This is a genomic window from Synechocystis sp. PCC 6803 substr. PCC-P, assembly GCF_000284455.1.
In the GTDB taxonomy this organism is placed as follows: domain Bacteria; phylum Cyanobacteriota; class Cyanobacteriia; order Cyanobacteriales; family Microcystaceae; genus Synechocystis.
Genome location: NC_017039.1, coordinates 953,545 through 966,140 on the forward strand (window position 1 = coordinate 953,545; position 12,596 = coordinate 966,140).

Sequence of the window (12,596 nt, forward strand, 5' to 3'; positions counted from 1 at the left end):
CAGTACTAGACACATTGATATTTGGCACTAGTTCCCATAGTTCAAACCTCGCTAGAAAAGAGCAGATAATCTTGGCGGTAATGTAATCGCGGCACCACCACCATAGATCCTTCTGCTAATTTGCTGACAAAAATATGTTCAAATAGGACTCTACTTTATCCTCAGATTCCATTGGACAACTTTTAGTTTGTCCACTAGATCAGATAATATTGAGGGGCTTTTACTTAGTTTCGTCTCAATGTTGGTAGAGGACAGAGCTGCTTTTCAACAACAACCGAAAATAATTAGAAAATTAACTACGATCAATTGCCGATCTATCTTAATGCTTCCATTTGCCCCAAAATACTGTTTCCATGGGAGTTTAGACTATGACTAACAAAACACTGCTTGGTTAGAGTCAGATCCCCCAAGTGGCCACCAAGCTCTAATCTAAATTCTTGCTAGAGTTGAGAAAACATCCCCATGGCCAATATCCTCTTAGTGGACGATGAAAACGCCTTAACGGAACCCTTGAGCAAAGCCCTAGGGCACCAGGGCCATACCATTGACGTGGCTGACCAAGGAAAAACAGGACTAGCCATGGCGATCGCCGGTCAATATGACTTGTTAATCCTTGATTGGATGTTGCCCCAAGTATCAGGGTTGGAGATTTGTCGTCAAATTAGGATTCTGGGTCACTCAACGCCGGTTTTATTTCTCACTGCCAAAGATACCCTTGATGACCGAGTGGCGGGCTTAGATGCCGGTGGAGATGACTATTTAATTAAGCCCTTTGAACTACGGGAGCTTTTAGCCCGGGTGCGGGCCCTACTGCGGCGACAAAGCCACGGAGAAACCATCACGGAAACCCTGGGTGCAGTCAAAAATAATTTGCTCAGCGTCAACAACGTTAGCCTAGATGTGGCCAATCAGGTGGCCTATTGCCAGGGTCAACGCATTGCCCTTTCGGAAAAGGAAGTGGCGCTGTTAACCCTATTCTTACAAGCTCCCGGACAAATTCTCAGTCACGAAGAGATCTATTCCCACCTTTGGCCCGGCGAAAGCCCCCCCAGTAGTAACGTGCTGGCGGCCCTGGTGCGATTACTGCGGCGCAAAATTGAACAGCCCAATGCCCCCCGCCTGATTAATTCCGTTTACGGCAAGGGGTACTGTTTTGAGGCCAATTAGCCGATGATCGCCTTAACTGCGTCCACAATTTGGGGCGGTTGCACAATGGTCAGTCGTTCCAACATACCGTTGTAGGGAGTGGGAATATCTTGGGAAGAAAGGCGCACCACCGGCCCATCTAACTCATCAAAGAGATGATCATTGATTAGGGCAATGAGCTCAGCGCCGATGCCTCCGGTTTTCATACATTCTTCGACAATAATGACCCGATGGGTTTTCTTCACCGAAGCGCTGATGGTTTCCATGTCAAAAGGCTTGAGGGAAATCAAATCAATAATTTCCGGGTCGTAGCCTTCTTTTTCCAAAGTTTTTAGTGCCTGTAAACAATGGTGACGCATGCGGGAATAGGTCAAAATAGTGACATCCTTACCGGGGCGCACCACTTCGGCTTTATCCAGAGGCACAATATATTCGTAGTCGGGTAAGTTTTCTTTCAAGTTGTACAAAAGTACGTGCTCAAAAAATAACACTGGGTTATTATCCCGAATGGCTGCTTTGAGCAATCCCTTGGCGTTATAGGGGGTGGAGCAAGCCACAATTTTTAACCCCGGCACCGCATGGAAATAGGCCTCCAACCGTTGGGAATGTTCTGCCCCTAATTGCCGACCTACGCCCCCAGGACCACGGATAACCATGGGAATTTGGTAATTGCCGCCGGAGGTATAGCGCAACATCCCCGCATTATTGGCAATTTGGTTAAACGCCAGCAGAAGAAAACCCATATTCATGCCTTCAATGACTGGGCGCAATCCTGTCATGGCCGCCCCCACCGCCATGCCGGTAAAACTGTTTTCGGCGATGGGCGTATCCAGCACCCGCATTTCGCCATACTTCTCGTACAAATCCTTGGTTACCTTATAGGAACCGCCATAGAGTCCCACATCTTCTCCCAGCACAAGGACGTTGACATCCCGTCCCATTTCTTCGTCAAGGGCTTGGCGTAGGGCGGCAAACAGTAGGGTCTCAGCCATGATTTCTGGGGGAAAACTTAGTTTTTAATAACAATTTAGACCGCCGCCGCATCTCTCCTTGTTGGTCCGGTGTAGGCAAACCAAGCAAGGGCGATCGGGGCACAACAATCTAGTATTTTGACACACTGGCTGGCCACCATAGCGGAGATTTTAGTCAGGGGACAAGGGTGGATGTCGATTAGGGCACAAAGGCGAAGGCTATTTATGGTTTTTTAGACTGGTCCAAGCAACTAATTACCGTGGTCAACAGCACTAGGACCTTGCAGCTTGATTTGCCCGTGCCATGTTTTTGATAGGATAAAAAGCTAGCTAAGTTGTAATCTTCGCTTGCTTAGTCCGATTGACTGTTTCCATCCGTTTCCCTAGAGGAATTTTCCATGCCCCAGGCCGTTGGCGTGATACAGACCCTTGGCTTTCCCTCCGTTTTGGCCGCTGCCGATGCCATGCTCAAGGGCGGTAGGGTGACCCTGGTGTACTATGACTTGGCCGAGAGGGGGAATTTTGTGGTGGCGATACGGGGCCCAGTATCAGAGGTGAATCTGTCAATGAAGATGGGTCTAGCGGCGGTCAATGAGTCTGTTATGGGGGGAGAAATTGTCAGCCACTATATTGTGCCCAATCCACCCGAAAATGTACTGGCAGTTTTGCCGGTGGAATACACAGAAAAAGTCGCTCGCTTCCGCACCTGAGGTAGACTTTCCCGCCCTCGTAGTCCGATGTACACCACTTAGCCTATAGTTGACCATGGGATTCTTGCTAATTCCCACCCCGACTAGTCGTTAAGTCGAAGGTTTGGGTTTTATTTATCTGTCCTTTAGTTTTTGCCGCCACTGTCAAGGAGAACAATATGTCCGCCCAATCCGCCGTCGGTTCCATTGAAACCATTGGTTTTCCCGGTATTCTTGCCGCTGCTGATGCCATGGTTAAGGCCGGTAGGATTACCATTGTGGGCTATATTCGGGCGGGGAGTGCTCGCTTCACCCTTAATATTCGTGGGGATGTGCAGGAAGTGAAAACTGCCATGGCTGCTGGTATTGATGCCATTAACCGAACTGAAGGGGCAGACGTGAAAACCTGGGTGATTATTCCCCGACCCCATGAAAACGTAGTGGCAGTTCTGCCCATCGATTTTAGTCCTGAAGTGGAGCCTTTCCGGGAAGCAGCAGAAGGTTTAAATCGTCGTTAATTTTTTTGTTGGGAAACTGAGAGGCATAGACGAGATAAGGTGGGTTACTGAATTCCCCAATGCGTCAAATTTTGATTGCACCAGACTCTTTTAAGGGGACTCTTTCCGCTGGTGAGGTTTGCCAGATTGCTCTAGATGTTTTAGCGCCGGAATTTGACTGTGTTGCCCATCCCCTAGCCGACGGCGGTGAAGGAACCCTAGAGGCGATCGCCAACAATCTCGACGGCCAATGGCAGACAGTGAGAGTACAGGGGCCATTACCGGATCAAACGGTTGATGCTTGTTATTTATGGTTACCCCAAGAGGAGACAGCAGTCATTGAAATGGCCCGAGCCAGCGGTTTGCCTCTGGTACCCGTCGGGGAACATAATCCGGAAATTGCTACCAGCTACGGCACAGGGGAATTAATCACCCACGCTGCCCGACGGGGAGCAAAACAAATTCAATTGGCGATCGGCGGCTCTGCTACCAATGACGCAGGTTTAGGTTTACTAATGGCATTGGGTTGGCAGTTCTTAGATTCTCAAGGTCAGTCCGTCGGTTGGGGAGGGCAAGCCCTGGGTAAAGTTGCCGAAATTATTCCTCCAGTCTTAAATGCTTTTCCTCAGGTAACCGTTTTATGCGATGTGACCAATCCTTTTTATGGTGCTAATGGGGCTGCCCAGGTCTATGCTCCGCAAAAAGGGGCAGATCCAGCTATGGTTCAACGCTTGGATCAGGGTTTGCGTCATTTTGCCCGAGTAGTACGGGAGTTTGATGGCTTTGAAATCAATTTTCCTCGGGCCGGGGCCGCTGGGGGAATGGGAGGGGGCGTGGCCTGGGCATTGGAGACAAAGATAGAATCAGGTTTTACGGCGATCGCCAAATTGACCCAGTTGGAACAGGCCATGGCTGGATGCGATCTAGTGATTACCGGAGAAGGTTGCTTCGATCATCAATCCCCACAGGGTAAGGTGGTGGGAGGTGTTCTTGAGCTAGCGAAAAAAATCAATAAACCGGCGATCATCGTAGCGGGACAATGCCAATTAAGTCAGACAGTTTTACCTAACGTGCTCAAAATTTTTAGCCTAGTGGGGCCGGATATGCCCCTAGAAAAAGCTTTACAACATCCTCAAACAGCCCTGAAAAAAAGATTGGTTCAAGTGAAACAATACTTAATCCAAAGTCAAAACTGAGTTCAGACAAATGCTCCATCATTACGCCGGGAACTATGGCCGGCCTAAAAACTGGCCCTGCCCCTAGCCATCACCAAAATAGCAACTATAATCTGTTATTAACCATCAACATCATCGTTCCGTGAGCAGAAGCTGTAGGCGGTTTTTCTTTACCAACACTGATTGTGGTCCTGGCTCCCTGAGCTAGCCCGCAAAACAGACCAATGGCCTTGCTTAGCCTAGCATCTACCATGAATCTAAAGAAAATTGTCAACTTCTCCCACTCTTTCGAAAAAAACGTGTACAATGTGTTACTGAGTATAGGACTTGGTTCCCGTAGTCATTATTAGGTGTGAGGAAAAGCTAAAAATGCTTAAACTATCTTGGAAGTCCCTGTTAGTGAGCCCTGCTGTGATCGGTGCCGCCCTTGTGGCTGGTGCTGCTAGTGCTGCTCCCGACAACGTTACGAATGCTCAAGTTTTAGACCAATTAGACCAATACACTGCCGAAGGTCAGTCTTCTGCCATTGATCAAGTAACCAGCGTTAGCGAACTCCGCGATGTGCAACCCACTGCCTGGGCCTATGAAGCGCTCAAGAGCTTGGTGGAACGCTACGGTTGTATCGTTGGTTACCCTGACCGTACCTTCCGTGGTGATCGAGCCCTCAGCCGTTGGGAATTTGCCGCTGGTCTTAACGCCTGTATGAACGTTATGGAACGTTTGATTCAGGAAAACGTGGCTGTTCTCCGGGAGGACATCGACAAACTGAAACGCCTCATGCAGGAATTCGAGGCAGAATTGGCTGCTTTGGGTGCTCGGGTTGATAACCTCGAAGCCCGCACCTCTTTCCTCGAAGACCATCAGTTTTCTACCACCACCAAATTGACCGGGGAAGTAATATTTGCTCCCACCGCCATTTTTGGTACCAAAAAGACTCTCAACAACCAAACCGATAACAACCAAGCGGTATTCCAGAACCGGGTTCGTTTACAGTTCAACACCAGCTTCTCCGGTGAAGACCTGTTGGTCACTCGTCTCGCCGCTGGTAACGGTAATCGCTTCAAGAGCTTCTATCCTACTCAGAATGTTATTGATCCCGAGACCGGTAACCCCATCGGTATTGTAGGTGACTACTATGAAAGCCCCACCTTTACCCAGGTGCACCAGCTTTCCCCCGGCGACAACAACAACGTAGCCGTTGACTGGTTAGCTTACTATGTTCCCTTGGATCTGGGCGAAAACTTCCGTCTCAACAACTACATTGCTGCTTGGGGCGGTATCTGGGATGACTTCGTTCCTACCCTGAACCCCTATTTCGACGACTACACTGGCGGCAAAGGTTCCTTGAGTCAGTTCACCGCCCAGAACCCCATCTACTCCATTGGTGGCGGTACTGGTATAGGTACAAGCCTAGAGTTGGGCTTCCTCAGCAATCTGTTGGGCCCCACTTCCTTGAGCTTGGGTTACTTGGCTAGCACGGGCAACAACCCCAGCAGTGGTGGTTCTGTTACTAACCCTGCCACTGGCAACAATTATGACTTCAGCAGCGGTGGTAACGGTTTGTTTAACGGTGGCTATAGCGCCTTGGCTCAAATTACCACCAACATTTTCGACCGGGTTAGCCTAGGCTTCACCTACGTTAATGCCTACACCACCCCTGATGCCGCTATCTTCGGTAAAGGTGGCACTCAAGGTATCGTCGGTACCACTGCGGCTAACCTCAACCGTTCTGAGTTGAATGATGACTTTGTGAACGGTTTGGGTGTAGGTGCTCCTCCTGTGGATGCAGCTACCTACAACAATAATGTGAGCGGCGGTAGCACATCTGGCAACGTTATCAACCCCTATGACTTTGGTGGCAAGCAAACCAACAGCTATGGCGTCCAAATGGCTTGGAACATTGCCGATTGGCTGAGCTTCAGTGCCTATGGTAGCTACACCAATGTTACTTTGATTGGTAAAGACAATGGTGATATCTGGACCTACGGTGGAGGCTTTGCCTTCCCCGACCTTGGTAAAGAAGGTAACGTTCTTGGCATCTTTGCTGGTGTTCAACCCTATGTTTCCGGTTTCACCAACAATACTTTGGGAACCACCTTTGTAACCACTGCTAACCCTCTGCAAGTTGAATTGTTCTACAAATATCAACTCACCGACAACCTTTCTATAACTCCTGGTGTGATCTGGATCTCCAAGCCTGAACAGACCACCAACGCCACCGACGCCTTCATCGGCACCGTCCGTGGTACCTTCACTTTCTAAGCCTGAGTCCGTCTTCTTAAGACACTTGTTTGAAAGTTAAACTCTAATAACTCTTTAACCCCGCCTCTGGTGGGGTTTTTCGTTGTAAGATGCAGGCAGATTTCCCTTCTTGGTGGGCCCTTACCTATGAAAATTGCCAGTAATATTACAGAGCTAATTGGTCGTACTCCTCTGGTTCGCCTCAATCGCATTCCCCTATTGGAGGGATGTGGGGCCAAGATTGTAGTCAAGTTGGAGGGGATGAATCCAGCGGCTTCGGTAAAGGACCGCATTGGCATTAATATGATTAACCGGGCAGAACAAGAGGGATTAATTGAACCAGGGAAGACTCTGCTGATTGAGCCCACTTCTGGTAATACGGGCATTGCCCTTGCCATGGTGGCCGCAGCCAAGGGTTACCAATTAATTTTGACGATGCCTGAAACCATGAGCCAAGAACGGCGGGCGATGTTAAAAGCCTATGGAGCAAAACTAGAACTGACCCCGGGGAGTGAAGGGATGGGGGGATGTATTAGAAGAGCCCAAGAATTGGCTGAGAGTTTGCCAAATGCCTATATGTTGCAACAGTTTGATAATCCGGCTAATCCTCAAATTCATCAACAGACTACGGCATTGGAAATTTGGCAAGATACCGATGGAGCCATTGATTTCCTCGTGGCGGGGGTTGGCACTGGTGGGACTATTACCGGGGTGGCTTCTGTGTTAAAAGAAAAAAAACCTAGCTTTCAGGCGATCGCCGTAGAACCCCAAAATAGCCCAGTCTTATCAGGGGGTAAGCCGGGGCCGCATAAAATTCAAGGTATTGGGGCGGGCTTTATTCCCGAAGTGTTAGATGTAAACCTGATTGACGAAGTGATTGCCGTGACCGATGAAGAGGCGATCGCCTACGGTCGTAGATTAGCCAGGGAAGAAGGAATATTATCGGGGATTTCCACTGGAGCAGCTCTGGCGGCGGCCATCAAAGTGGCAAAAAGACCTGCCAATAAAGATAAATTGATTGTCATGATCCAACCCAGTTTTGGGGAAAGATACCTCAGCACCCCCCTATTTCAGGATTTGGAGTAAGAACTGAGAAAGAAATTTTTCCTGAAAACTTTGCCAGAAAAAGAAAACTTTCGGGAATTGTGAGTTATTTTAAAGCGTAAGTGGCCACACAATACGAGCATTCCCCATGGTAACGCTACTCGAAAATCCCTTCCGCACTGGACTCCGTCAAGAACGCACTCCAGAACCCCTCATTTTGACCATTTTTGGTGCATCCGGGGACCTTACCCAACGGAAATTGGTGCCAGCCATCTACCAAATGAAACGAGAGCGCCGCTTGCCTCCAGAGTTAACGGTGGTCGGTTTTGCGAGAAGGGACTGGAGCCACGACCATTTTCGTGAGCAGATGCGTAAGGGCATCGAAGAATTTTCCACCGGCATTGGCAGTGAAGACCTGTGGAATGAGTTTGCCCAGGGTTTATTCTACTGCTCTGGCAATATGGATGACCCAGAAAGCTATCTCAAATTGAAAAACTTCCTGGGGGAATTGGATGAAAAACGTAACACCAGAGGCAATCGAGTCTTTTATTTAGCTGTTTCCCCCAACTTCTTTCCCCCGGGTATTAAACAATTGGGGGCAGCGGGTATGCTGAGTGACCCGGTTAAAAGTCGCATTGTGATCGAAAAGCCCTTTGGTCGGGATTTGAGTTCAGCCCAAAGCTTGAACCGGGTAGTGCAGAGTGTCTGCAAAGAAAATCAGGTGTATCGCATCGATCATTACCTGGGCAAAGAAACGGTGCAAAATCTGATGGTGTTCCGCTTTGCCAACGCTATTTTTGAGCCACTGTGGAACCGTCAGTTTGTTGATCATGTGCAAATTACCGTAGCAGAAACGGTAGGGGTAGAAGAACGAGCCGGTTATTACGAATCCGCCGGGGCTTTACGAGATATGGTGCAGAATCACCTCATGCAACTGTTTTGTCTCACCGCCATGGACCCCCCCAATGCCATTGACGCGGACAGCATTCGCAACGAAAAGGTTAAAGTGTTGCAGGCTACCCGTTTAGCGGATATTAATAATTTGGAAAATGCCGGTATCCGGGGCCAATATAAAGCTGGTTGGATGGGAGGCAAACCAGTGCCGGGTTATCGAGAAGAACCGGGGGTAGATCCAAGTTCCACCACTCCTACCTTTGCGGCCCTCAAACTGATGGTGGATAACTGGCGTTGGCAGGGGGTGCCCTTCTATCTACGCACGGGTAAGCGCATGCCTAAAAAAGTGAGTGAAATCGCAATTCAATTCCGGCAAGTACCTCTGTTAATTTTTCAATCGGTGGCCCACCAAGCTAATCCCAATGTGTTGAGTCTAAGAATTCAGCCCAACGAAGGCATTTCCCTGCGTTTTGAGGCAAAAATGCCCGGTTCAGAACTGCGTACCCGCACTGTAGATATGGATTTTAGTTATGGTTCATCCTTTGGAGTGGCCGCAGCGGATGCCTATCACCGCCTTTTATTAGATTGTATGTTGGGAGACCAAACCCTGTTCACAAGAGCCGACGAGGTAGAAGAAGCTTGGCGAGTAGTAACTCCGGTGTTGTCGGCTTGGGATGCCCCCAGTGATCCTCTTTCCATGCCCTTGTACGAAGCTGGAACCTGGGAACCAGCGGAGGCAGAATGGTTAATTAATAAAGATGGCCGTCGCTGGCGCCGACTTTAGACTGCAACGGTCATCGAAAGCGATCAAAAAAATCTGTATCAATTTCGTAAACTGTTCTGGGTTTTAAGCCTATTTCTAAGTAAATGGCGATCGCCAGCCAAGATTAGCAAAGACAGTTTAAAATCGTGAAGAAAAGTTAAGAGCCTTGTCTCCCCCTATGCCCGAACAAAATAGCATCCGTATTCGAGGCGCTAGACAACATAACCTAAAAAATGTGAATCTAGACCTGCCCCGCGATCGCCTGATTGTGTTTACGGGGGTGTCGGGGTCAGGCAAATCTTCCCTAGCTTTTGACACTATCTTTGCAGAGGGACAACGGCGTTATGTGGAATCCCTCAGTGCTTACGCCCGACAGTTTTTGGGGCAGTTGGATAAGCCTGATGTGGACAGCATCGAAGGGTTGAGTCCGGCTATTTCCATCGATCAGAAATCCACTTCCCACAATCCCCGCTCCACCGTGGGTACGGTAACGGAAATTTACGACTACCTCCGTCTGTTATTTGGCAGGGCTGGCAGTCCCCATTGTCCCCACTGCCAACGGAATATTGCCCCCCAAACCATTGACCAAATGTGTGATCGGGTGATGGAGTTACCGGACAGAACTAAGTTTCAAATTCTTGCTCCGGTGGTAAAGGGCAAAAAAGGGACCCATGTGCAACTACTTTCTAGCTTAGTTTCCCAAGGCTTTGTGCGGGTAAGAATTAACGGCGAAGTGCGAGAATTAAGTGACAATATTGAATTAAAAAAGAACCAAGCCCACACCATTGAAATAGTTATTGATCGCCTGATCAAAAAAGAAGGTTTACAGGAACGATTGGTAGACTCACTCAGTACTTGTTTGAAGCAAGCAGAAGGCACCGCCATTATTGACATTTTGGACAAGCCAACGCTGGCAGTGTTAGATGGAGGTAAAAAAGACGACAAAGAAGCATTAAAAGCGGCAGAAAACGGCCAGGCTTACCATGCAGAGTTACCCAAGGAAATTATCTTTTCAGAAAACTTTGCCTGTCCAGAACATGGGGCGGTGATGGATGAACTTTCCCCCCGCTTATTTTCTTTCAACTCCCCCTACGGTGCTTGTCCCGATTGCCATGGAATTGGCTTTGTGCGGTCTTTTTGCCCAGATTTGGTCATTCCTGATCCCGAAAAACCAGTGTATGTGGCGATCGCCCCCTGGTCAGAAAAAGATAATTCCTATTACTTGTCGTTACTGTACAGTTTAGGACAGCATTTTGATTTTCAGTTACAAACTCCCTGGAAAAAGCTAACCAAAGAGCAAAAGGAAATAATTTTATACGGCACAGAAGAAGAAATTTGGTTTGAAGGGGAATCCCGTTACCGCAATAAACAAGGTTATTATCGTCGTTTTGCTGGAGCATTAAATATCCTGCAAAAAAATTATGATGAAACCAATTCCGATGCCATTAAGCAAAAGTTAGAAAAATATATTATTAATCAACCCTGTCACACCTGTGGCGGCAAAAGGTTAAAGCCAGAAGCATTAGCAGTAAAACTAGGGCAGTACAACATTAACAATTTAACCAGTGTGCCCATCCGCCAGACCCTGGAACGGATTGAAAATCTAGAGTTGACTTCCCGGCAAGCCATGATTGGGGAATTGGCGTTAAAGGAAATCAAAGCCCGTTTGCAATTTCTCCTGGACGTAGGTTTGGATTATCTGACCCTCGACCGGGCCGCCATGACTCTATCTGGCGGAGAAGCCCAACGGATTCGCCTGGCCACCCAAATTGGTTCCGGTCTCACCGGAGTTTTATACGTTTTGGATGAACCAAGCATTGGTTTGCATCAACGGGACAACAATCGCCTGTTGGCCACTCTGACTAAGTTAAGGGATCTGGGCAATACGTTAATTGTGGTGGAGCATGATGAAGATACTATCCGCCACGCCGATTATATTGTTGACATTGGTCCGAAGGCGGGCATCCATGGTGGAGAAATTGTCTGTCAGGGGGATTTTCAGACTCTACTAAAAAATCAAAGGTCTCTTACTGGGGCTTACCTATCCGGTCGGGAGGCGATCGCCACTCCGGAGGAACGGAGAAATGGCAACGGAGCCAAGTTAACCCTCCAAGGTTGTTGCCATAATAATTTGCGTAATATTGATGTGACCATTCCCCTGGGCAAACTGGTGTGTGTTACAGGGGTATCCGGTTCCGGCAAGTCCACCCTAGTCAATGAATTGCTCCATCCGGCTCTGCAACATTATCTTTCTCGCCAAGTAGCTTTTCCCAAGAATTTAGGGGAAATCACCGGCCTCCAGGCGATCGATAAAGTCATTGTCATTGACCAATCCCCCATTGGCCGCACTCCCCGCTCCAACCCCGCCACCTATACAGGTATTTTTGACTCCATTCGAGAAATTTTCACCCAAACCATTGAAGCTAAAGCTAGGGGTTATAAGCCGGGACAATTTTCTTTCAACGTCAAAGGGGGACGCTGTGAAGCCTGCGCTGGTCAGGGAGTTAACGTGATTGAAATGAATTTTTTGCCCGATGTGTATGTGCAATGTGATGTGTGCAAAGGAGCCAGATATAACCGGGAAACGTTGCAGGTGAAGTATAAAGGTCATTCCATTGCCGATGTGTTGGCCATGACCACCGAGGAAGCCCTGACAGTGTTTGAGAATATTCCCAGGGCAGTAAATCGCCTGCAAACCTTGGTAGATGTGGGTTTGGGTTACATCAAACTGGGTCAACCGGCCCCCACTTTATCCGGGGGAGAAGCCCAACGGGTCAAACTAGCTTCCGAGTTATCTCGCCGGGCCACGGGCAAAACTTTGTATTTAATTGATGAACCCACCACCGGGCTATCTTTTTATGATGTCCACCATTTGCTCAACGTTTTGCAAAGACTAGTGGATAAAGGCAATTCTGTTTTAGTCATTGAACATAACCTGGATGTAATCCGCTGTAGCGATTGGATTATTGATCTGGGCCCCGAAGGTGGCGATCGGGGTGGAAAAATTATGGTTGCAGGAACCCCGGAAACAGTGGCGCAACATCCAAGTTCTTACACAGGGAAATATTTAGCGAAGGTATTGCAATCTTAAATGTGAGAAAAACTTAAATATATTTTCACTATTTAATCTAAAGTCACTGTTGACCGGGTCGCACCGGACAGATCAACTTCACCAA

Annotated in this window: 9 protein-coding genes; 8 read left to right on the plus strand and 1 reads right to left on the minus strand. The window is 48.3% G+C overall.

The genetic code is table 11. From position 1 onward, the window contains the following. Positions 1-462 precede the first annotated feature (462 nt). Entirely contained in the window at positions 463-1,167 is a 705-nt protein-coding gene (locus tag SYNPCCP_RS04480; protein ID WP_010872074.1) for a response regulator transcription factor, read from the plus strand. Here the strand turns inward: SYNPCCP_RS04480 and SYNPCCP_RS04485 are convergent. Further along, positions 1,164-2,138, minus strand: coding sequence for an alpha-ketoacid dehydrogenase subunit beta (locus SYNPCCP_RS04485; RefSeq protein WP_010872075.1), 975 nt, complete (start codon positions 2,136-2,138; stop codon positions 1,164-1,166). The genes SYNPCCP_RS04480 and SYNPCCP_RS04485 overlap by 4 nt on opposite strands. Positions 2,139-2,515: 377 nt before the next feature. Here SYNPCCP_RS04485 and SYNPCCP_RS04490 point away from each other — a divergent pair, with 377 nt between their 5' ends. The 7 genes from SYNPCCP_RS04490 to uvrA all read left to right on the plus strand — a co-directional run bounded on the left by SYNPCCP_RS04490 (position 2,516) and on the right by uvrA (position 12,511). Further along, a complete protein-coding gene (locus SYNPCCP_RS04490; protein WP_010872076.1) occupies positions 2,516-2,827 on the plus strand; it encodes a carbon dioxide-concentrating mechanism protein CcmK in 312 nt (103 codons plus the stop codon). 158 nt (positions 2,828-2,985) lie between these two features. Beyond that, positions 2,986-3,324 (plus strand): carbon dioxide-concentrating mechanism protein CcmK, encoded by a 339-nt coding sequence (locus SYNPCCP_RS04495; protein WP_010872077.1) that lies wholly within the window; start codon positions 2,986-2,988, stop codon positions 3,322-3,324. 59 nt (positions 3,325-3,383) lie between these two features. Beyond that, on the plus strand, positions 3,384-4,499 hold the full coding sequence (locus tag SYNPCCP_RS04500) for a glycerate kinase (protein ID WP_010872078.1): 1,116 nt from the start codon (positions 3,384-3,386) through the stop codon (positions 4,497-4,499). A 348-nt stretch (positions 4,500-4,847) separates the two neighbouring features. Continuing rightward, positions 4,848-6,740 carry an iron uptake porin gene (locus SYNPCCP_RS04505; protein WP_010872079.1) on the plus strand — a complete coding sequence of 631 codons (1,893 nt, stop codon included), beginning with the start codon at positions 4,848-4,850 and terminating at the stop codon, positions 6,738-6,740. A gap of 126 nt (positions 6,741-6,866) precedes the next feature. Further along, positions 6,867-7,805, plus strand: coding sequence for a cysteine synthase A (gene cysK / locus SYNPCCP_RS04510; RefSeq protein WP_014407087.1), 939 nt, complete (start codon positions 6,867-6,869; stop codon positions 7,803-7,805). 106 nt (positions 7,806-7,911) lie between these two features. Further along, the gene (zwf, locus tag SYNPCCP_RS04515) at positions 7,912-9,441 is read left to right on the plus strand and encodes a glucose-6-phosphate dehydrogenase (RefSeq protein ID WP_010872081.1); all 1,530 of its coding nucleotides are present in this window, start codon (positions 7,912-7,914) and stop codon (positions 9,439-9,441) included. Between the two features lie 157 nt (positions 9,442-9,598). Then, positions 9,599-12,511 (plus strand): excinuclease ABC subunit UvrA, encoded by a 2,913-nt coding sequence (gene uvrA / locus SYNPCCP_RS04520; protein WP_010872082.1) that lies wholly within the window; start codon positions 9,599-9,601, stop codon positions 12,509-12,511. Positions 12,512-12,596: the final 85 nt, after the last annotated feature.

Bases quoted from the DNA above. Each gene is read 5' to 3' on its own strand.
- SYNPCCP_RS04480 (WP_010872074.1), top strand. From the start codon at position 463: ATGGCCAATATCCTCTTAGTGGACGATGAAAACGCCTTAACGGAACCC.
- SYNPCCP_RS04490 (WP_010872076.1), top strand. From the start codon at position 2,516: ATGCCCCAGGCCGTTGGCGTGATACAGACCCTTGGCTTTCCCTCCGTT.
- SYNPCCP_RS04485 (WP_010872075.1), bottom strand. From the start codon at position 2,138: ATGGCTGAGACCCTACTGTTTGCCGCCCTACGCCAAGCCCTTGACGAA.
- SYNPCCP_RS04500 (WP_010872078.1), top strand. From the start codon at position 3,384: ATGCGTCAAATTTTGATTGCACCAGACTCTTTTAAGGGGACTCTTTCC.
- zwf (WP_010872081.1), top strand. From the start codon at position 7,912: ATGGTAACGCTACTCGAAAATCCCTTCCGCACTGGACTCCGTCAAGAA.
- SYNPCCP_RS04495 (WP_010872077.1), top strand. From the start codon at position 2,986: ATGTCCGCCCAATCCGCCGTCGGTTCCATTGAAACCATTGGTTTTCCC.
- cysK (WP_014407087.1), top strand. From the start codon at position 6,867: ATGAAAATTGCCAGTAATATTACAGAGCTAATTGGTCGTACTCCTCTG.
- SYNPCCP_RS04505 (WP_010872079.1), top strand. From the start codon at position 4,848: ATGCTTAAACTATCTTGGAAGTCCCTGTTAGTGAGCCCTGCTGTGATC.
- uvrA (WP_010872082.1), top strand. From the start codon at position 9,599: ATGCCCGAACAAAATAGCATCCGTATTCGAGGCGCTAGACAACATAAC.